The organism is Lentzea sp. JNUCC 0626, from assembly GCF_043632865.1.
Classification (GTDB): Bacteria; Actinomycetota; Actinomycetes; order Mycobacteriales; family Pseudonocardiaceae; genus Lentzea.
The window spans coordinates 6,438,722-6,460,293 of sequence record NZ_CP171635.1; the positions used below are offsets into that span (position 1 = coordinate 6,438,722).

Annotated in this window: 14 protein-coding genes and 1 tRNA gene; 8 read left to right on the forward strand and 7 right to left on the reverse strand. The window is 68.3% G+C overall.

Annotation, left to right across the window (positions count from 1 at the left end; translation table 11 throughout):
• Positions 1-13: 13 nt before the first annotated feature.
• Positions 14-838, reverse strand: a complete 825-nt coding sequence (gene efeU, locus JNUCC0626_RS29235) for an iron uptake transporter permease EfeU (protein ID WP_394613954.1) — start codon at positions 836-838, stop codon at positions 14-16.
• Positions 839-967: 129 nt separating this feature from the next.
• Here efeU and JNUCC0626_RS29240 point away from each other — a divergent pair, with 129 nt between their 5' ends.
• On the forward strand, positions 968-1,786 hold the full coding sequence (locus JNUCC0626_RS29240; protein ID WP_394613955.1) for a lytic murein transglycosylase: 819 nt from the start codon (positions 968-970) through the stop codon (positions 1,784-1,786).
• A 1,252-nt stretch (positions 1,787-3,038) separates the two neighbouring features.
• Here JNUCC0626_RS29240 and JNUCC0626_RS29245 read toward each other — a convergent pair.
• From JNUCC0626_RS29245 to mfd, 4 genes are read right to left on the reverse strand one after another with little or no spacing between them, the layout of a single operon-like run.
• Positions 3,039-6,209, reverse strand: coding sequence for a S41 family peptidase (locus JNUCC0626_RS29245; protein ID WP_394613956.1), 3,171 nt, complete (start codon positions 6,207-6,209; stop codon positions 3,039-3,041).
• Positions 6,210-6,238: 29 nt separating this feature from the next.
• Entirely contained in the window at positions 6,239-7,159 is a 921-nt protein-coding gene (locus tag JNUCC0626_RS29250; RefSeq protein ID WP_394613957.1) for a MazG family protein, read from the reverse strand.
• Positions 7,156-8,097: a hypothetical protein gene (locus JNUCC0626_RS29255; RefSeq protein ID WP_394613958.1), complete on the reverse strand. Its 942-nt coding sequence runs from the start codon at positions 8,095-8,097 to the stop codon at positions 7,156-7,158. The genes JNUCC0626_RS29250 and JNUCC0626_RS29255 overlap by 4 nt, the downstream gene beginning before the upstream one ends.
• A 14-nt stretch (positions 8,098-8,111) precedes the next feature.
• On the reverse strand, positions 8,112-11,663 hold the full coding sequence (gene mfd, locus JNUCC0626_RS29260; protein ID WP_394613959.1) for a transcription-repair coupling factor: 3,552 nt from the start codon (positions 11,661-11,663) through the stop codon (positions 8,112-8,114).
• Positions 11,664-12,195: 532 nt separating this feature from the next.
• Here mfd and JNUCC0626_RS29265 point away from each other — a divergent pair.
• Positions 12,196-12,723, forward strand: a complete 528-nt coding sequence (locus tag JNUCC0626_RS29265) for a DUF4291 domain-containing protein (RefSeq protein WP_394613960.1) — start codon at positions 12,196-12,198, stop codon at positions 12,721-12,723.
• Between the two features lie 7 nt (positions 12,724-12,730).
• Positions 12,731-13,840, forward strand: coding sequence for a PQQ-dependent sugar dehydrogenase (locus JNUCC0626_RS29270; protein WP_394613961.1), 1,110 nt, complete (start codon positions 12,731-12,733; stop codon positions 13,838-13,840).
• A gap of 146 nt (positions 13,841-13,986) precedes the next feature.
• Here JNUCC0626_RS29270 and JNUCC0626_RS29275 read toward each other — a convergent pair whose 3' ends face one another.
• Complete coding sequence (locus JNUCC0626_RS29275; protein WP_394622125.1) at positions 13,987-14,586, reverse strand: TetR family transcriptional regulator; 600 nt, start codon at positions 14,584-14,586, stop codon at positions 13,987-13,989.
• A 33-nt stretch (positions 14,587-14,619) separates the two neighbouring features.
• Complete coding sequence (locus JNUCC0626_RS29280) at positions 14,620-15,561, reverse strand: acyl-CoA desaturase (protein WP_394613962.1); 942 nt, start codon at positions 15,559-15,561, stop codon at positions 14,620-14,622.
• Between the two features lie 116 nt (positions 15,562-15,677).
• Between JNUCC0626_RS29280 and JNUCC0626_RS29285 the strand changes: the two genes are divergently transcribed.
• The 5 genes from JNUCC0626_RS29285 to JNUCC0626_RS29305 all read left to right on the forward strand — a co-directional run bounded on the left by JNUCC0626_RS29285 (position 15,678) and on the right by JNUCC0626_RS29305 (position 21,202).
• On the forward strand, positions 15,678-16,817 hold the full coding sequence (locus JNUCC0626_RS29285; RefSeq protein ID WP_394613963.1) for an alpha/beta hydrolase family protein: 1,140 nt from the start codon (positions 15,678-15,680) through the stop codon (positions 16,815-16,817).
• A gap of 88 nt (positions 16,818-16,905) precedes the next feature.
• A tRNA-Gln gene (locus JNUCC0626_RS29290) sits at positions 16,906-16,976 on the forward strand.
• 7 nt (positions 16,977-16,983) lie between these two features.
• The gene (locus JNUCC0626_RS29295) at positions 16,984-18,696 is read left to right on the forward strand and encodes a GGDEF domain-containing protein (protein ID WP_394613964.1); all 1,713 of its coding nucleotides are present in this window, start codon (positions 16,984-16,986) and stop codon (positions 18,694-18,696) included.
• A gap of 47 nt (positions 18,697-18,743) precedes the next feature.
• Entirely contained in the window at positions 18,744-20,216 is a 1,473-nt protein-coding gene (glmU, locus tag JNUCC0626_RS29300) for a bifunctional UDP-N-acetylglucosamine diphosphorylase/glucosamine-1-phosphate N-acetyltransferase GlmU (RefSeq protein ID WP_394613965.1), read from the forward strand.
• Between the two features lie 14 nt (positions 20,217-20,230).
• Positions 20,231-21,202 carry a ribose-phosphate diphosphokinase gene (locus tag JNUCC0626_RS29305; protein WP_285643718.1) on the forward strand — a complete coding sequence of 324 codons (972 nt, stop codon included), beginning with the start codon at positions 20,231-20,233 and terminating at the stop codon, positions 21,200-21,202.
• Positions 21,203-21,572 lie beyond the last annotated feature (370 nt).

Genomic DNA, 21,572 nt, shown 5'->3' on the forward strand with positions numbered 1-21,572 from the left:
GTTACTCCAGTGATCAGTTGGCCACGGCGACGCGACGGCGCGGCCGGATGAGGAACAGGGACAGGACCACCACCACGTAGGCGACCCACGCGATGGCCTGCAGCACGGACGTCCGCTGCGAGTAGTTGAAGAAGCCCTTGAGCAGCGCGCCGTACCAGGAGTCCTCGGGCAGCACGTCGCTGATGTCGAACGCCAGCGTGTTGAGCCCGGGCAGGATCGCGGCCTCCTGCAGGTCGTGAATCCCGTAGCTGAGCACCCCGGCCGCCACGAAGACGAGCAGCACCCCGGTGATCGTGAAGAACTTTCCAAGATCGAACCGGATCGCACCCTGGTACAGAAGTGCGGCGATGGCCACAGCAACCGCGATGCCCGCCACGAATCCGATCAACGGCTGCGTTGTTCCACCCCCGGCAGCCTGCACGCTGGAATAGAAGAAGACCGCCGTCTCCAACCCTTCACGGCCAACCGACAAAAGGGACACGAGAATGATGGCAAAAGGTCCGATTTGCAACGCTTCATCCATCTTGCCGCGCAACTCCGCGGCAATCGTCTTGGCCGCCTTGCGCATCCAGAAGATCATTCCCGTGACGAACGCGACCGCGATGATCGACATCGTCCCGCCGAACGCCTCTTGCTGCTCAAACGTCATCCCGGCAGCACTGAACGTAATGATCGCCCCGGCCGCCACGGACAACACCACAGCAGTGGCAACGCCGACCCAAACCCACTTGAGCGCGTACCTTCTGTCCGTTTTGACCAAGAATGCGATCAGGATGCTGACAACGAGCGCGGCCTCAAGCCCCTCGCGCAGCCCGATCAGCCCATTGGCAAACAACATCCGGACGCCTCCACAATTAGGTCGGCCTCATTTAAGGTAAGCCTCACCTGATTGTCCAGCCGCCAACAGTGCCGGTTGCATCACGGTTCACCCCGTCGCCCGCCTCGACAAGCACGTAGCCTGGGTGCCGTGGTCCCGCCGCCCGCAGTCCAGGAACCCGCCCGCCGCAACCGTTCAGGCAACATCATCGGCCGCATCATCCTGGTGCTGCTGCTGATAGTCGTGGTAGCCGCAGGCGCCTGGGGCCTGGGCGCCCTGAACCGCCGAGAGGCCGCCCCACTGGGCCCACCCCCGTTCCTGGTCCCGATCCAAGAGGTAGAACCAGGCGCCGCGGCCCCAGGCAGCGCAGCCTCCCCAGGCACCACCGAAACCGCGAACCCACTGGGCGAGTGGGCAGCGCGCGTCGCCTCCAAAACCGACATCCCGGTCCGCGCCCTGCACGCCTACGCGTCAGCAGACCTGGCCATGCAACAAGAGGCCCCAGCGTGCCGAATCAGCTGGGCCACCCTGGCAGGCATCGGCCGAATCGAGTCGCACCACGGCAACATCAACGGCGCCAAGCTCCAGGACAACGGCCTACCGTCCCGCCCGATCATCGGCATCCCGCTGGACGGCAGCCCAGGTGTCAAAGCAATCCGCGACACCGACGGCGGCCGCCTGGACGGCGACACGACGTGGGACAGGGCCGTGGGCCCGATGCAGTTCATCCCGGGCACCTGGAACCGCTGGGCGAAGCGCGCAGCGGGCGACGGCCTACCAGCAGACCCGCAGAACATCGACGACGCGGCCCTGACCGCAGCCCGCTACCTCTGCGGAGGCGGCGCAAGGGACCTGGGCACGGGCCAAGGCTGGTGGCAGGCAGTGCTGGCGTACAACAACTCGGTGGAGTACGGCCAAAACGTGTTCAGCGGAGCCGACGCCTACGCAAGGGCAAGCATCCCGCAGTAGCACGCGAAGCCGAAGGCGAGCCGACCCGACGGCGAAGCCGAGGTGCTCTTGGCTTTGCTTTTGCCCTTAGCCAAGAGGCTTCGGCGGTGGGGTCCCATCACGAGTCGCACCACAGCTCTTGCTGCATGAGGGGAGGGGTGTCAAACCGCCACGCTTTTCGGCGGTTTGACACCCCTCCCCTCATGTGGCCCGCTCTTGGTGCGACTTGTGATGGGACCCCACCGCCAACGCAACCAACAACGCAACAGGCAGCCGCCCAACACAAACAGGCGTGCCATCAACCCACGAGCGGCGCTGGCCCCCTGATCAGATTGCCGGGGTCTGGGGCAGAGCCCCAGGGAACGCACGCAAGGCGAACCCGCCGCACACAACAGGGGAACGCTACGGACCAGGCGACTCAAACAAGAGGAGGCTGGGACCGGGCGGAAAGTCGGTCCCAGCCCCCTCCTCTCAAACCCCTGCCAAGGGCGCGGAGGACGTGGAGGTTTCCTCAGCAGGGGACGAAACAGGCGGTTCCTCGTCAACAGGCGGCTCAGCCCGATCGCAAGGCGGGGTAGTGGTAACCGGCGGCACCACAGGCTCCTCAGCCCGAGGCGTAGAAGGCGGCACCTCAACCGGCGGCGTAACAGGAGGAGTAACCGCAGGAGTCTCAACCGGAGTCCCAACAGGACTCTCAACAGGAACCTCAGGCAGAGTCTCCGCAGGCGGAGCAGGCTCCACACTGGACTCAACGGCCGAAGAGGTAGTAACCACAACAGAAGAGGACTCGGCCGGAGCCTCAGGCTCAACCTCACCAGGCTCATTCCGCCCAGTAGCAGATGGCTTGCCCCCGGAAACCGGAACCCGAACGGTCTCGGTAACCGCAACCCCACCAACAACCCGAGTAACCGTGGAAACCCGAGCAGCAGCCCGAACCTCCCGAGCCGCCCCCTCCACCACCACAGTCTCGGTAACGGTGGACAAAGACCCAGCAGTCTCAAAGGGTTCGGTCCACCAAGACGAAGTGGGCCGAACAGAAGGCGGCGCAGCCAGAGGAGCCTCACCAGCCCCACCAGTGAACGCGATCAACGCGAACATGCCGCCCAAAGCCAGAAACGGCACGACGACCACTGCCCCGAAGCATCCACGCCCACTGCGCGGCTCTTCACGGTGACTCATCCCAGCACACCCCCGAACGGTGACGACTGTTCCATCTGGTTGATCGTCCACATGGAACAGTCCGTCACAGTTCTTTAGTCACACGATGGGGTGTTCACGACAACGGCGGCAACTCCGGAGCGTGAGCGGCGGGTGAAGATGAAAGGGTTTCCAGGGCCAACGAAACGGCCTTCTCCAGCTGCGGGTCACGGCCGGAAACGCGGTCGGCAGGCGTCATGACCACCTCGACGTCCGGGTCGACACCGTAGTTTTCGACCCCCCACCCGTGGCCGGTGAAGTACGAGGCGTACCTCGGTTGGGTGACCATCGTGCCGTCGACCAGCGTGAACATCATGTCGATGCCGATGACGCCACCCCAGGTCCGAACCCCGACCACCGGCCCGATACCGAGCTCTTTGATCGCCACGTTGACGATGTCCCCGTCCGAACCGGCGAACTCGTCCGCCACCGCGACAACGGGCCCACGAGGCGCGTCCTGCGGGTACGACTCGGAGGCCGTGTACCCGCGGGCAACGGACCAGCCGATCACCTTGCGGCCGAGCTTCTCGATCACCAGCTGCGAGGTGTGGCCGCCGCCGTTCTCCCGAACGTCCAGCACCAGAGCCTCGCGCGACAACTCCACCCGCAGGTCGCGGTGCAGCTGAGCCCAGCCAGCGCCCATCATGTCGGGAACGTGCAGGTACCCCACCCGGCCACCGGAAGCTTCGTGCGTGAACGCACGGCGCCCAGCGACCCAGTCGTGATAGCGCAAAGGCTCTTCGTCAGCCAATGGCACCACAACGACCCGACGCAGCTCGCCACCACCACCAGGACGCACGGTCAGTTCAACGGGCTTCCCCGCAGTCCCGACCAACAACGCCCCGGGCCCGGCCAGCCCAACAGGACGACCATCCACGGCCACTAGAACGTCCCCCGCGCGCACGGCCACCCCAGGCGCACACAGAGGCGAACGCGCGTGCGGGTCGGACGTCTCACCGGGGATCACGCGCTCAACGACCCACGAGTCACCAACGCGAGCCAGATCAGCCCCGAGCAACCCCTGACGGCGCGACGCGGGCACGGAAGGCGCAGAACCCCAGACGTAGGCGTGCGAGGTGCCCAGTTCGCCCTGGACCTCCCACAAGAGGTCCACGAGGTCGTCGTGGCTGCCCACCTCGGCCACCAGCGGCCGGTAGCGGTCCAGTTCGCCCTGCCAGTCGACGCCGCCCATGTCGGTGCGCCAGAAGTGGTCGCGCATCAGGCGGCCGTTCTCGGCGTACATCTGCGCCCACTCCAGCGCGGGGTCGACCACGACCCGCAGCCGCGCGAGGTCGATCTCGACGTAGTCGGCCGAGTCCTCGTCCGCCTTGCTGTCCGACGGCACGACGCGCAGGTCGCCGCGGTCCTCGACGACGATCCGCTTGCCGTCGCCGGACACCGCAAACGCTTCCGCGCTGTCCGCCAGCACCTCGGTCTTGGTCTTCGTGAAGTCGAAGCGCTCCAGCACGGTCCGCGGCGGACGGGCCTCGGGCGACGCCAGGTTGTCGCCCAGCACGCCGAGCAACGGGCGGCGCAGCCACAGCAGGCCGCCCTTCGCCGCGCGCAACGACGCGTAGTCCGCGGCCACGACGGGCACCGGCACGACGCGGTCGGCGAGGCCTTCGAGGTCGACCTTCGTCACCGGGGTCTTCTCGTCGTCGTCCTCGGAGTCCTTGTCCTCGTCGCCGACCGGGCGGCCGCCGTGCATCGGTGCGAACGGCGACGGCGTGGTCGCGGCCAGCGGCACGAGGTACGGGCGGCAGCCGGTCGGGAACGACAGGTCGAACACGTGCGCGTCGTAGATCGGGTCGAACGTCCTGACCGACAGGAACGCGAGGTACTTGCCGTCCTCGGTGAACGTCGGCGCGAAGTCGGCGAACCGCAGCGGCGTCGCGTCCACAACGGACAGATCCGCCGCGTTCACCATCTTGATGTGCCGCAACGACGACGGGCCGGGGTGCGACCACGCGAGCCACGAGGAGTCGGGCGAGAACGCGAGGTTCGTGATGTGCGCGTTGGCACCGGACACGACCTCGCGCACTTCACCGGAAGCTGAGTCCACCAACAACAACCGGCCGTCGTGCGTGGCGACGGCGACGCGCGAGCCGTCCGGTGCGGCGGCCAGCGACATCACGCGACCCAGCGCGCCGGAAGCGATGCGGCGCGCGGTGTTGCCCGGTTCCACGCCACCGACGGGCGCGATCTCCAGGGCTTCCTCGCCGTCGACGTCCGTCACCCACACCACCTGCCCGGTCTCGCCGAGCACCTTCGGCAGCCGGGCGCGCACGTCGGAACGGTCGGCCAGCGCGCGCACAGGGCCGTCGCGATGCGTCACCCAGTGCACCGAACCGCGCACCTCGACCGCCGACGCCCGGCCGGTGTGGTCGACGCTGAACGACTCGACGTTGCCGGAAGCCTTGATGTGACGGGGTTGCAGGCCGGTGCGCGGCCCGCCGAGCTTGATGTCGAGCTTGCGCAGTTCGGAAAGGCCTTCGAGCAACCACAGTTCGCCCGCCTGGTGGAAGATCACCCGCGAGCCGTCGCTGGAGGCGTTGCGCGCGTAGAACTCCCCGGAGGAGTGGCGGCGCAGGTCGGTGCCGTCCGGCTGCACGGAGTACAGGCTGCCGACGCCCTCGTGATCGGACAGGAACGCGATCCGGCCGTCGACCCACATCGGGTTGGAGAGCGTCGACTTCAGCTCGGGAAGGATGCGCTCGAACTCGCCGGAACCGGAGAGGTCCACCCACAGCTTGCCCGCCGTGCCACCGCGGTACCGCTTCCACGCCGACGGTTCCTGGAGGTAGCTGGAGGACGTGACGACCTGGCCGTCGGGTCCGAACGAGACGTCGTTGACCCACCCGTACGGCAGCACCTCCGACGGTCCGCCGTCCAGCGGAACGGCGTGCGCTCTCTTGCGGTTGCGCGACATGGTGCCGGTCGTCGTCACCGCCAGCACTCGCCCGTCCGGCGTCCACCCGGACACGGCCGAGCGGGCCACGCCCCAGTGCGTCAATCGGCGGGCCGGGCCACCGTCCACAGGGGCCACGCGCACCTCGGGAGCACCGTCGATCACGCTGGCCCACGCCAGTTGCGTGCCGTCCGGCGAGAACCGGGGCGTGCGGGCGGGCACCTGATCAGCGGACGCGCGCCAGGCCCTTCCTCCGTCGACGGGCGCGAGCCACACGTCGTCCTCGGCCACGAACGTCACCAAGTCACCGCGCAGATGCGGATACCGCAGGTAAGTCACGAGATCGACGTTAGCCCAGACTCACCGTTTCAGGAGGGCAAAAAACGCCGCCAGTCCTCCGCGGCAAGAGATTCAAGACCTTCGGCCCGTGCCTTGGCTTCGGCTTCCCGGACGTTCGCGGCGAAACGGCGAGAAACCTGTCGCAGTTCCGTCTCCGGGTCCTCACCCGCGAGCTTGGACAAAGCGGTCACGGCGAACAACGTCGTGCCCGTGTCGTCACCCTCCGGCAGCAGGTCGACGGGGAAGCCCGCGCGTTTGGTGCGCTGCACCAGCTTCGCGGCGAGCGCCACGGCCGGCTGGCCGAGGGCCACACCGTCCACACTGGACTCGCGCTTCTTCTCGACCTGCTTGAGCTCCTCCCAGCGGTGCTGCTGCGAGGTCGCGTCCGTCACGGCGGGGTCGTTGCCCTCGAAGACGTGCGGGTGCCTGCCGACGAGCTTCGCGACCAGTTCGGCCGACACCGCGTCGATGTCGAACGGGTCGTCGGCGTCCTCGGCGGCGACGCGGGCGTGGAAGAGCACCTGGAGCAGCACGTCGCCGAGCTCCTCGCGCATCGCCGCGCGGTCGCCGTCCTCGATGGCTTCCAGCAGCTCGAAGGTCTCCTCGACCAGGTACTGCCGCAACGAGTCGTGCGTCTGCTCGGCGTCCCACGGGCATCCACCCGGCGACCGCAGCCGGTGCATGACGGCGGCCGCGTCGAGCAGGCCCGCGCCCACCGGCTCCGGCGTCGTGATCACGGCAGCGTCCGGGTACGGCGACGCGTCCGTCGTGATCACCACCGTCCCGTCCTCCAGCACGGCCGGTGCGAGCCCGTCCACGCCTAGTTCGCCCCAGGACTCCAGGGGCACGCCCTCGCCCGCGTAGACGGCCTTGGCCGTGCGCAACGCGGGCAGGGCGGCAGCGGGCAGCACGGCTCCGAGCCGCTCGCTGAGGACGACGACGGTGATCAAGACTTGTTCTGGGTCGTGCTCACACCGACGTACCCGCCGCGCTCGCCGACGTTGCCGACGACCTGCGCGTTGGTCGGGTCCCACACGCCGTAGCGGGGGTTGACCTCGATGTTCGTGTCCGCGGTCAGGAACTGCGCGATCCGCAGGCCGAACGCCGCGAGCAGCTGCGGGTCGATGCGCTCGACGAGGTCCTCCTCGCCGGGCGTCGGCGCGACCTGGCTGCGCTGCTTGACCAGCGCGACCATCCAGCTCGACTGCTGCTCGTCGGCCGGGAAGGCGACGACGGTGCCGGGCTTCACGCCCCACAGCATCGTGTGGACCAGCGACGGGTTCTCGGTGACGCGGACCTTCTGGTTCGTGCCCGAAGCCTGCTGACCACCGGCGGTGCGCGGGGCCTCCTGGACGAACCGCGACATCTTCGAGGCGTCCGCGGCGACCTCGGCGGCCTTCTCCTTGGCCTCCTTCGGGTCTTGGACCTGGAAGAAGTCGATCTCGACCTGGAGCGTGGAGAGGTTGCGGCGGGCGAGCTCACCCATCACCAGCACGTCGCGCTGACGGCGGTAGATCGTGGTCTCGTCGTGCTCGCTCTGCTTCGCGGCGGCCTCGGGGCCACCCTTCTCCCTGATCGCGTCGTACACCTTGGTCTCGTCGACCGTGATGTTCTCGCGCTGCGCCGCAGCGGCCGCGATCTGGTGGGTGATCTCGTCGGCCAGCACGAGCTTCGACACCTGGTCCAGCTTGCCCTGGTCCTGCATCTGCTGGGCGGCAGGCTCCTTCTTGAGCACCTTCACGGTGCGGTCCTGGACGGTCTGCAGCCCGATCGTCTCGCCACCGACGATCGCGGCCGAACCGGCCTTGGCAGGCCCGGTGCCACAACCGGTGGCGAGGAGCGCCACGGCAACACCGACCAGCGAGAAACGCTTCAGAACAGTGCTCACGAGGACCTACCCTCTCACGCCTTGGTGACCGGGGTCACGGGAGTCCCCGCGAGTGAGTCGAGGAACGCACTGCACCAGTCCAACAGCTCCTGGTCGCGCAGCTGCGGTGCACCCATTCGGCCGCCTGCCGCACCCTCGGTCGGACGGGGCACGGTGACCGTTCCCATCGCCTGCTTGTAGACCGCCTTCGGGAACAGCCGACGCAGCCTGACCAGCTGCGAGTCCAGCAGTTCGAGCTTCGCGAACCGCAGGTTCTGGCCCATCGCGATGACCTCGGTGACCCCGTGCCGGCGGCAGGCGTGCCGCAGCCGGGCGACGCCGAGCAGCCGTTCGACGGGCTCGGGCGGGGTGCCGTACCGGTCTTTCAACTCTTCCCAGACGGACGTCAACGCCTGCTCGTCCGACGCGGCCGCGATCTTGCGGTAGGCCTCGAGCCGCAGTCGCTCGCCCGGTACGTACTCGTGCGGGATGTGCGCGTCGACGGGGAGGTCGACCCGCACCTCGGCGAGCTCCTCTTCCTCGGCGCTCTCCGCCCCGGCGTGCTTGCGGAACGCCTCGACGGCCTCGCCGACCAGCCGGACGTAGAGGTCGAAGCCGACGCCCGCGATGTGCCCGGACTGCTCGGCGCCGAGGATGTTGCCGGCGCCGCGGATCTCCAGGTCCTTCATCGCGACGGCCATGCCGGCGCCGAGTTCGGTGTTCTGCGCGATCGTCGCGAGCCGGTCGTGCGCGGTCTCGGTCAGCGGCGACTCGGACGGGTACAGGAAGTACGCGTACCCGCGCTCGCGACCACGGCCGACACGGCCGCGCAGCTGGTGCAGCTGGGCGAGGCCGAGCAGGTCGCCGCGTTCGACGATCAGCGTGTTGGCGTTGGAGATGTCGAGGCCGGTCTCGACGATCGTGGTGCAGACGAGGACGTCGAACTCGCGTTCCCAGAAGCCCTGGATGATCTTCTCGAGCTTGTCCTCGTTCATCTGGCCGTGCGCGGTGACGACGCGTGCCTCCGGCACCAGCTCGCGGATGCGCCGCGCGGCCTTCTCGATGGACGAGACCCTGTTGTGCACGAAGAAGACCTGGCCGTCGCGCAGCAGTTCGCGGCGGATCGCGGCACCGACCTGCTTGTCGTCGTACGCGCCGACGTAGGTGAGGATCGGGTGCCGTTCCTCCGGCGGGGTCAGGATCGTGGACATCTCGCGGATGCCCGCGAGCGACATCTCCAGCGTGCGCGGGATCGGCGTCGCGGACATCGTGAGCACGTCGACGTGCGTGCGGAGCGCCTTGATGTGCTCCTTGTGCTCGACGCCGAAGCGCTGCTCCTCGTCGACGATCACGAGGCCGAGGTCCTTGTACCGCACGGACTTCTGCAGCAGCCGGTGCGTGCCGATGACGATGTCGACCTCGCCGTCCGCGAGGCCCGCGACCGTCTGCTCGGACTCCTGCGCGTCGGTGAACCGGCTGAGCCCCTTGACGTTCACCGGGAACTGGCGCATGCGTTCGGCGAACGTGTTGAGGTGCTGCTGGGCGAGCAGCGTCGTCGGCACCAGCACCGCGACCTGCTTGCCGTCCTGCACGGCCTTGAACGCGGCGCGAACCGCGATCTCCGTCTTGCCGTAGCCGACGTCACCGCAGATGACGCGGTCCATCGGGACGCCGCGTTCCATGTCGGCCTTGACCTCGTCGATCGCGGCCATCTGGTCCTGCGTCTCGGTGAACGCGAACGCGTCCTCCAGCTCCCGCTGCCACGGCGTGTCACTGGCGAAGGCGTGTCCGGGTGCGCTTTGGCGAGCCGCGTAGAGCTGCACGAGTTCGGCCGCGATCTGCTTGACCGCCTTGCGCGCCTTGGACTTCGTGTTCTTCCAGTCGCTGCCGCCGAGCTTGTTCAGCGTCGGCAGCTCGCCACCGACGTACCGGCTGACCTCGTCGAGCTGGTCCGTCGGCACGAACAACCGGTCCCCCGGCTGCCCGCGCTTGCTGCTCGCGTACTCCAGCACCAGGTACTCGCGGGTGGCGCCCGCGACCGTGCGCTGCACCATCTCCACGTACTTGCCGATGCCGTGCTGCTCGTGCACCACGAAGTCGCCGGCCTTGAGCGCCAGCGGGTCCACCGCGTTGCGCCGCTTGGACGGCATCTTGCGCATGTCCTTCGTGGACGTACCGCCGCGCCCACCGGTCAGGTCCGTCTCGGTGAGCACCACCAGCGCCAGATCGGGCAGCACGAACCCGTCTTCGAGCGCACCCCGCACGACGGTGACCATGCCGCTCTTGGGTGCCACGTCGAGGCTTTCGACGCAGACCGCGGCGACCTCGGCCTCCTTGAGCCGCTCCTCAGCACGCTGCGCCGTCCCCGCACCGGGCACCACGAGCACAGCCGCACCACCGGTGGCCGTGTGCGCCTTCAGGTCGGCGAAGGCCCGTTCGACATCCCCCTGATACGCCTCGACGGGCTTGACGTCGAGGTGCACCACGTCCTTGGAGTCCGTGGTGAGCTGGCTGAGCGTCCACCAGGGACGGTCGTTGCCCTTGGCCAGCTCGGCGATCTCGCCGATGCCCTGGTACGCACTGCGTCCGAGATCGATCGGCGCCTTCCCACCTCCGGCCGCCGCCATCCACGACGCCTCGAGGAACTCCTGCCCGGTCCGCACCAGGTCCGCAGCCCGAGCCCGGATCTTCTCCGGATCGTTGAGCAGCACGTGGGTGCCGGGTTCCACGACATCGGTCAGCAACTGGAGTTCGCCGGGACACAGCGCGGGAATGAGCGCTTCCATGCCCTCGACCGCGATGCCACCGGAGATCTTCTCCAGCATCTCAGCGAGGTGAGCGTCCGACTGGTGCTCCTCAGCCAACGCCGCCGCGCGGTGCTTCACGTCCTCGGTCAGCAACAGCTCACGGCACGGCGGCGCCACGAACTCCTGCACCTCTTCGGGCAGCGACCGCTGGTCCTGCACGGAGAACGGCCGAATCTCGCTGACTTCGTCGCCCCAGAACTCGACGCGGTAAGGGTGCTCGGCCGTGGGCGGAAAGATGTCCAAAATCCCACCGCGCGTGGCGTACTCACCACGCTTCTCGACCATGTCGACGCGGCTGTAGGCGTTCTCCGCGAGCCGAGTGACGAGCTCGACGAAGTCCTGCTCCTCCCCGACCTTCAGGTGCACGGGCCTCAAATCACCCAGCCCGGGCGCCATCGGCTGGATGAGACTCCGCACCGTCGTGACCAGCACCCGAATGGGATTTCCCTCGGGGTGCTTGAGGCGCCGCAGAATCTGCAGCCGCGCCCCCACCGTGTCGGCCCGCGGACTCAACCGCTCGTGCGGCAACGTCTCCCAACTGGGGAAGAACGCGACCTTGTCCTGACCGATCAGGTCCTTCAGGACACTCGTCAGCTCCTCCGCCTCACGCCCGGTGGCCGTGACAGCCAACACCGGCCGCGCAGTGGACAGCGCGGCCGCAACCAGCGGCCGGGCAGCCAGCGGCCCGTCGAGCTCCAACTCGGGCACACCGGCCGAGTCGATCAACGTGCGGAGGGCTTTGTCGGGCAGGACACCATCGAGCAGGCCGAGCAGCGGCATGTGAGAAACCCCGGTCGTGGGAGACGCCAGACAGACCCCTGCCTGGGACGAGGGGTCTCACCACCCACCTTAGCTCGTTCCGCGACCCCTTATCGGGTGGCTCGAGCACGGCTCCGGCCACGCACCCAACCGCACTCGCCAACGCAAGCCGACCACCGTCTTGGCCCGGCGCGCGCACCCAACCGGACAGCCACCAACGCAAGCCCCACCACCTGCGAGACCTGGCGTGGCGAAGCCGAAGGCGAGCCCGAACGGGCTGATTCAAACCGGTGAGCCGGTTCCGCCGTTCATGGCGATTGGGGCTTGACCTTGAGGGGCTGGACGCCACCATGTCCGGTCCGGCCGGGGCGCTTTCACCCCGGCCTTTGAGGCCGATCAGCATCCAGCTAGAGGCTCAAGGTCAAGCCCCAATCGCAACCCACTTCAAACGTCTCGACCCAACGGGACCACCCTCGCAAGGCGACCGGAATCCCAGGGACTCAACCCCAAAACCACTGGCAACACCCAACCCCCGCCAGCCACCCTGACCAACATGAAAGAAATCAGGGCTGACTACGACGATCAGTCCATCGTGGTCTACCAGGCCTACTCCCCGGCCATCGCCGACCCCGCGCTCGAGGCCCAACGCTTCGTCCCGCCGTTCAAGATGACCAGGATGACGTGGATCAAGCCGTCCTTCCTCTGGATGATGTACCGCTGCGGCTACGCCACCAAGGAAGGCCAGGAACGCGTCCTCGCCATCCGCATCACCCGCGAGGGCTTCGACTGGGCGGTCGACAACGCGGTGAGCAGCCGGATCCCGGGCAAACCCCAGGTGCGCGTCCAATGGGACCCGGAACGCGGCCTCAACCACGAGGCGCTCCCCATCAGGTCCATCCAGATCGGCCTGACCGGCGAAGCCGCCCACCGCTACGTCCGCGACTGGACCGTGAGCATCACCGACGTGACTGACCTGGCTCGCGAGATCCACGCAAAAGTCCGCGCACAAGACTTGGAAGGCGCCCGCGAACTCCTCCCTCCCGAACGGCCTTACGGAACCTCCACGACGCAAAACGCATAGTTAAGACATGCGCGCACTAGTTGCAGCAGGGTTGGCCCTAGGCCTGGCGGCCTGTTCATCGCCGGAACCAGGCGGCACCGCCCCGTCGAAGGCCCCGGCCCCACGAGGCCTGCAGGTCGAGGAAGTGGCCGGAGGGTTCCAGCACGCCTGGGACATCGGCTTCCTCCCGGACGGCGGAATGCTGGTCACCGAACGCCCAGGCCGCATCAAGCTCGTCAAAGACGGCCAGGTCACACCAATCGAAGCCGACCTCAAGGACGTCCAGGTCAGAGGCGAAGGCGGCCTCATGGGCCTGGTGATCCACCCGGACAACCAGCGCTTCACCGTCTGCTACAACACGGCACAAGACGTCCGGCTGACCACGTTCAAGCTCGACGGCACCAAGGCCACCAAGACAAAAGACCTGCTCACGGGCATGCCGTCCAACCCGAGCGGCAGGCACTCCGGTTGCCGGCCGACGCTCGCCCCCGACGGCACCATGTTCATCGCGACCGGCGACATCGCCCAGGCCCGCAACCCGCAGGACCGCACCAGCCTCGGCGGCAAGGTGTTGCGGATCGACCCCGAGACCGGTGAGGGCGCCAAGGACAACCCGTTCGCCGGCTCGACCAACGCCAACGAGCGGCGGATCTACAGCTTCGGGCATCGCAACGTGCAGGGTGTGGTGTTCCGGCCCGGGACGGACCAGATCTTCTCCAGCGAGCACGGGCCCGACGTCGACGACGAGGTCAACCTGCTGCAGAAGGGCGCCAACTTCGGGTGGGACCCGTCCAAGGGCGGCACGCAGAGCCGGTACGACGAGGACGTGCCGATGACGGACCTGCAGCGGTTCCCCGACGCGGTGCCGGCGGTGTGGTCGTCCGGGTCGCCCACGGAGGCGATCTGCCAGGCCGCGTTCTGGAACGGCAAGTTGGCCATCACGGCGCTCAAGGGCTCGAAGCTGCTGCTGTTCACGCTCGACGAAGCAGGCAAGGTGCAGAACGTCGCGATCCCCGACGAGCTCAACGACAGGTACGGACGGCTCAGGGCGGCCCGCACGGCGCCGGACGGGTCGCTGTACATCACGACGTCCAACGGCACCGACGACAAGCTGCTGAAGCTCAGCGGAACGGTCTAGCGCGTCCGAGCCGTTCGACCCCTCGACGAACGGCTCGGACGCCGGACTCCAAGGGACTCATCGCTGAGGCGTACCCACGCCGTTTCACTGCGTGCACGCATTTGGCAATTTGCACAACGCATGACGACAAAACGAGTGCAGCTGCACTACGACGAAAAGCGCAGCTTCGGCTTGTGGTCCATCGCGGACAGGCCCTTCCAGGCGAGGTTGACGAGGTGCGCGGCCACCTCGTCCTTCTTCGGCTTGCGCACCTCCAGCCACCACTGCCCGGTCAGCGCGACCATGCCCACCAACGCCTGCGCGTACAGCGGGGCCAGCTTGCGGTCGTAGCCCTGGCGCGCGAAGTGCACCGCGAGGATGTGCTCCACCTGCGACGCGATGTCGTTGATCAACGAGGAGAAGGTCCCCGAGGACGACGCGACGGGCGAGTCGCGCACCAGGATGCGGAACCCGTCCGTCGAGCCCTCGATGTAGTCGAGCAACGCGCACGCGGCCTGTTCGAGCAGCTCACGCGGGTGCGAGCCGCCTTCGAGGGCCGTCATGATCTGGTCCATCAGGCGCTGCATCTCGCGGTCGACCACGACGGCGTAGATGCCTTCCTTGCCGCCGAAGTGCTCGTAGACGACGGGCTTGGACACGCTCGCGCGGTGCGCGATCTCCTCGACCGAGGTCGCGTCGAAGCCCTTCTCGGCGAACAAGGAGCGGGAGACGTCGAGGAGCTGCTCGCGGCGTTCCTTGCCCGTCATCCTCACCCTGGTCACCGAGTCAGCCTACAAAGCTCACTCCCGCGCGGTGATCCTGGCCAAGCGCTGTTCACTCGGCCAGCGGACGTGCCACGCCCAGCCGAACTTCTCGAACAACCAGATCAGGCGGGCCGAGATGTCGAGCTGGCCGCGCTGGACGCCGTGCCGCGCGGACGTCGGGTCGGCGTGGTGCAGGTTGTGCCACGACTCGCCGAAGCTCAAGATCGCCAACGCCCAGACGTTCGCGGAACGGTCCCGCGCGGCGAACGGCCGTTCGCCCACCATGTGGCAGATCGAGTTCACCGACCACGTCAGGTGGTGCAGGAACGCCACGCGCACCAGGCCCGCCCAGAAGAACGCGGTCACGGCACCCCACAGCGACCACGTCAGCAGGCCGCCCAGCACAGCGGGCGCGAGCAGTGAGATGACCGTCCACACCCAGAACAGCCGGTCGATGCGCACCAGGTCGTCGTCGGCCATCAGGTCGGGCGCGAACCTCTTGTGGTTGGTCTTGTCGCGCTCGAACAGCCACCCCGTGTGCGCGTGCCAGAAGCCCTTGGCCAGGGCAGCCGGGCCGCTGCCGAACAGCCACGGCGAGTGCGGGTCGCCCTCGCGGTCGGAGAACGCGTGGTGCCGCCGGTGGTCCGCGACCCAGTCGATCACCGGGCCCTGCAACGCCATCGAGCCCGCGATCGCCAGCACGATCTTCAACGGGCGCTTGGCCTTGAACGAGCCGTGCGTGAAGTAGCGGTGGTAGCCGATCGTCACGCCGAGGCCGGTGAGGTAGTAGAAGGCGACGAAGAGCCCGACGTCGACCCAGCCGAGGCCCCAGCCCCAGGCGAACGGGACGGCCGCCAGCAACGCCAGGAACGGCACGATCACGAAGACGTACACACCCGACTGCTCGGCATGACTGCGCCGGCCGTCGGTCAACGGTTTGGGGCCCTGATCGGTGGACCGGTTCACAGTCGAAGTCATCCGGAACCTCTGGGGGTGAGAGGGGATCGACTTACCTACGCAACCGTAACTTACGGAAGCGTAGGTTAGGCACCCTCGTTTCGCCATACCCCAGGTGGAAAAGGCATCATTCGAAGATGGCCAGACGCAAGATCATCCGGATCACCACGATCTCGCTGCTCGCCCTGCTCGTGCTGGTCACGGCCGCGCTGGGCGGCATCGGCTGGTACTACAGCGGCGAGCTGCTCGAACCCGACCGCTGGACCGGGCGGTACCCGGACACGGCGATCGGCCACGAGGGCCAGACCGTCGTGCTGGCCGAGTCGGTCTCGACGGTCCAGCAGGGCACGCTCGGCCTGATCTGGCCGGGCGGCCAGGCCAAGATCGGCGAGATCACGAAGACCAGGGACGGTCGCGTCGAACGCCCGCTGCTCGAGGGCAGCGCGCCGCCGGACGGCACCAAGGTGCGCATCGAGACCGCCGTCTACGAGGGCAACCCGAAGACCGCGCTGGGCCTGGTCTACAGCGACGTCGCGGTGCCCACCGAACTCGGCGACATGCCCGCGTGGCTCGTGCCCGCCGAGAACAAGGACACCTGGGTCATCAACGTCCACGGGCGCGGCGCCAAGCGCGAGGAAGGGCTGCGGGTCGTGCCGCAGTTGCACCAGGCCGGGCTGCCCGTCCTGCTGATCACCTACCGCAACGACGAGGGCGCGCCGGCGTCCCCCGACGGCCTCTACCACCTCGGCGACACCGAGTGGCGCGACGTCGAGGCCGCGATCAAGTACGCGCAGAGCCAGGGCGCGCGCAACGTCGTGCTCTACGGCTGGTCGATGGGCGGCGCGATCGTCGGCCAGACGCTGGCCCGCTCCGGTGTCGCGGCGGCCGTCAGCGGGGTCGTGCTCGACTCGCCCGTCACGAACTGGACGCAGACCCTGAACCTCCAGGCGAGCAACCGGGGCGTGCCGACGTGGCTCACGCCGATCGCCGAGCTCGTGTCCGGCTGGCGCGCCGACATCGACTTCGACCGGTTCGACCTCGTCCGCAACCCGCCCGCGCTCAAGCCGCCGACGCTGGTGTTCCACGGCTCGGCCGACGAGACCGTGCCCGCCCAGTCCTCGCGCGACCTCGCGACCGCGGCGGGCGGGCTCGGCTGGCCGCTGCAGTACGTGGAGATCCCGGGCGCCGACCACACCTCGGGGTGGAATGTGGCGACGGACACGTATCGAACGACGCTGGGCGACTTCCTGACCAGGTCAGTCGGCACCAAGCCGTGATCTTGAACTGGGCCGGTGGAGTGGTGGTTGGACAAGAAGAGGACCACTCGTGACAACATGTGCCCTGGGCGTGCGCGAGTTCGCCCGTTCCGCCATGGTGTAAAGGCAGCACCTCTGATTTTGGTTCAGATGGTCCAGGTTCGAATCCTGGTGGCGGAGCAGGACCTTGAAAGCGCAGGTCAGGGTGTCTTTGGGAGGTGCGAAGCTGCCCGAGGAAGCGGTCGACGAGCAGGGCAACGTGGGCCACCGCCATCACGAGATGTCCGACGCGTGGCTGGTGGGTCGCGCGAGCGAACTCGTCGCCGTGGCCCAGAGCAGCCACCTCGCCGCACAACTGGACGCGGCCTCCGAGATCGACCACATCCTCGCCGAGGCCCAGGGCCGCGGTGAGCCCCGCATCGTCGCGCAGCTGCTCAGAGCCGCTGCCGTGGTCCGGTTGGTCACGCCGGGATTGGTCGACATGTCCGACCCGCAGCTCGACGAGATGCTCGCGCACTGCCGCCGCCACGGCCTGATCGTGCTGGAGGCGGACGCACGGGCGTTGCGCGGCCGCCGGTTCCTGCTGGGCAACGCCGAGGACAAGGCGCTGACCGAGATCGCGTCGGCACTCGCGATGATGCTCGACGAGGAACCGGACGTGGACCCGGTCTTCGACAAGCGCGTCTGGGACCAGCTGCTGGCCAACACGTTCCAGGACATCGCGCTGGTGCTGACCCAGCTCGGCGTCTACGAGATGGCCGACGACGTGCTGGCGGGCGCGAACAACGCGTTGCGCGAGAGCGGCCAGCCCCACCAGATCTACGTGCACCTGGTCAACCGCGCCCGGCTCCGGATCGGCTGGGGCATGCGCCTCGAACGGGTGAACCTGCACGAGGCCGCGGCCGAGCAGTTCCTCGTCGCCTCCGGGCTGGCCGAGGCCGCCGAGGTGCCGTTCCGGCAGTCGCTGCACCCCGGCAGGCGTGACCTCGCCGCGGCCGAGCAGGTGCCGATCCTCGGTGCCGCGCACGCGCTGACGAGCCCGGCGGAGAGCCACCTCGACCGGCTGTGGTCGTTGCGCGGCCTGTCGATGTACGCGCGGGAGCTGATCATCGTCGCGATCGCGCTGGCCCGGTGCCTGGTCGAGGCGAACCGGCTGGACGACGCGTTGAAGGTCCTCGACGACACGCGCACGCAGATGGAGCACGACACGTCGGAACCGTCGCTGGTGCTGTCGCTGGAACGCGAGTACGCGCACCTCTGCGGCCCGCACACCACGTCGGCGTTGCAGGCGTACAACGCGGCCCTGGAGTTGGAGCTGTGGCAGATGCGCGAGTCGCGCGTGGCCACGTTGCAGACCCGCCGCGAACACGAACGGCTGACGCGCGCGCACGGCCAGATCGCGCAGCAGGCGTTGCAGGACCCGCTGACGGGCCTGCCGAACCGCCGCGCGCTCGACGACAAGATGGGCGAGCTCATCGCCGGTCAGGTCGATCCGTTCTCGATCGCACTGGTCGACCTCGACGGCTTCAAGGGCGTGAACGACCGGCATTCACATGCCGAGGGTGATGATGTCCTCCGGGTGATTGCCAGCACACTCCGGCAGGCCCTGCGGGGTGACGACATGGTGGCCAGATACGGCGGTGACGAGTTCGTCGTCCTGCTGCCGGGGGCCCCTCTGCACGCCGCCGAAGCAGCCCTCGGACGGGCCGTGGATGCCGTGGCAGGCCTGCCAATCGACCTCTCCAGAGGGGTGACGCTGTCGGTCGGCGTGATCTCCCTGCGCCCCCGCGAATCCGCGAATCAGGCCCTGTCAAGGGCGGACTCGGCGATGTACGTGGCGAAGCGTCAAGGTGGCTGCCAGGTGGCCGCGGTGGCTGGAGAGCCGTCCGCGGAGGCCTAGGCTGGTCGGCGGACTTCGAACCACCCAGCCTGTTAGGGAGAGCATTGATGCTCGAGGGCCCTGTCAGCACGGTCGTGCTCGCCGCCGGGGAAGGCACCCGCATGCGGTCGTCCACGCCCAAGGTGCTGCATCGGATCGCCGGACGCTCACTCGTCGAACACGCGGTGCGCGCGGCAGCCGGTACAGACCCCGACCACCTCGCCGTCGTCGTCGGACACGGCCGTGAAGCAGTCACTGAGCATCTGGAAACTCTCGCCGGGGCGTTGGGCCGCAAGGTCACCGTCGCCGTGCAGGCCGAGCAGAAGGGCACCGGCCACGCCGTCTCGTGCGGCCTCGCCGAACTGCCGGACGACCTGGGCGGCACGGTGATCGTCAGCTACGGCGACGTGCCGCTGCTCGACACCCAGACGTTCCAGGGCCTGCTCGCCGAACACCGCGACGCCGGCAACGCGGTCACCGTCCTGACGGCCGTGGTGGAGAACCCCACCGGGTACGGCCGGATCGTGCGCGACTCCGACGGCACCGTGCAGCGGATCGTCGAGCAGAAGGACGCCTCCTCCGCGGAACAGCTGATCACCGAGATCAACTCGGGCGTGTACGCGTTCGACGCGGCGGTGCTGCGCGACGGGCTCTCCCGGTTGTCGACCGACAACGCGCAGGGCGAGCTCTACCTGACCGACGTGCTGGGCATCGCCCGCGGCGACGGCCTGCGGGTGGGCGCGCTGATCGCGTCCGACCGGTGGCTGGTCGAGGGCATCAACGACCGCGTGCAGCTCGCGGCCGTCGGCGCCGAGATGAACCGCCGCATCGTCGAGGGCCTGATGCGCGGTGGCGTCAGCGTCGTCGACCCGGCGTCGGTGTGGGTCGACGCGGACGTCACCGTCGGCCAGGACGCCCTGATCGAGCCGAACGTGCAGCTCCGCGCGGGCACGACGGTCGGCGCTCGTGCGGTGGTCGGCCCGGACACGACTCTCTCGGGCGTGACGGTCGGCGAAGGCGCTTCGGTCGTGCGGACCCACGGCAGCGACTCGGTGATCGGCGACAACGCGTCCGTCGGCCCGTTCGCCTACCTCCGCCCAGGCACGTCTCTAGGCGTGAAGGGCAAGATCGGCACGTTCGTCGAGACGAAGAACTCGCAGATCGGCGCCGGTTCGAAGGTCCCCCACCTGTCCTACATCGGCGACGCCACGATCGGCGAGCACAGCAACATCGGCGCGGCCTCGGTCACCGTCAACTACGACGGCGTCAACAAGCACCGCACGATCGTCGGTTCCCACTGCCGCACCGGCTCGGACAACATGTTCGTAGCCCCGGTGACCGTGGGCGACGGCGCGTACACGGGCGCGGGCACGGTCCTGCGCCGCAACGTCCCACCGGGCGCGCTCGCCGTGTCCGGAGGCCCGCAGCGCAACCTCGAGGGCTGGGTCATCAGCCGCCGCGAGGGAACGGCAGCGGCTCAGGCGGCAGCCGAGGCCCTGGCGAAGCAGAATGCCGACGAGAAGACAGAGGAGGGTCGCTGACTGTGAACCCGCAGATGCCCGGCACACCGAAGAAGAACCTGATGCTCTTCGGCGGGCGTGCCTATCCGGAGTTGACTGAAGAGGTCTCGAAGCACCTCAACGTCACGGTGACCCCGCAGTCCGCCTACGACTTCGCGAACGGCGAGATCTTCGTCCGCTTCGAGGAGTCCGTCCGCGGCTGCGACGCCTTCGTCATCCAGTCGCACACCGCGCCCATCAACCAGTGGCTGATGGAACAGCTGATCATGGTCGACGCCCTGAAGCGCGCCTCGGCCAAGCGCATCACCGTGATCATGCCGTTCTACCCGTACAGCCGTCAGGACAAGAAGCACCGCGGCCGCGAACCGATCTCCGCCCGCCTGGTCGCCGACCTGTTCAAGACCGCGGGCGCCGACCGCCTGGTCTCCGTCGACCTGCACACGGCCCAGATCCAGGGCTTCTTCGACGGCCCGGTCGACCACCTGTGGGCGATGCCGCTGCTGGCCGACCACATCCGCGGCAAGTACGCGGGCCACGAGATCACCGTCGTCTCCCCCGACTCGGGCCGCACCAAGCTGGCCGAGAAGTGGGCCGACACCCTCGGCGGCGCTCCGATCGCGTTCATCCACAAGACCCGCGACCCGCTCCGCCCCAACGAGGTGGTCTCCAACCGCGTCGTCGGCAAGGTCGAGGGCCGCCTCTGCATCGTGATCGACGACATGGTCGACACCGGCGGCACCATCGCCGGCGCCGTCAAGCAACTCCTGAACGAGGGCGCGTCCGACGTGGTCATCGCGGCCACGCACGGCATCCTCTCGGGCCCCGCGACCCAGCGCCTGCAGGACTCCGGCGCCCGTGAGGTCGTGTTCACCGACACTCTGCCGATCCCGGCGGAGAAGCGGTTCCCGAACATGACCGTCCTGTCGATCGCGCCTCTCCTGGCGCGCGTGATCCAGGAAGTGTTCGAGGACGGCTCCGTCACCTCTCTGTTCGACGGCAACGCCTGACCTCAGCTCGACTCGAAGGGCCTTCCGCCACGTGCGGGAGGCCCTTCGGCTTGTTCAAGGGCGGTGCCAACCGCACCCGCCAACGCAAGCCGACCACCGCCCAAGCCCAGCGCGAGGTGCCAACCGGACAGCCAACAACGCAAAGCCGGCCACCTACGAATCCTGGCGTGGCGAAGCCGAAGGCGAGCCCGAACGGGCTGCTACCAGGGTGGCCTTTCCGGTCCGACCAGCGCCTCGCAAGGGCCCCGAAGTCAAGCCCCAATCGCAACCCACTTCAGGCGTCACGACCTGATGGACCACCCTCGCAAGGCGACCGAACCCCAGGAACGCAACCAACCCCGCTGGAACGCAACCACCCGCACGCAACCGG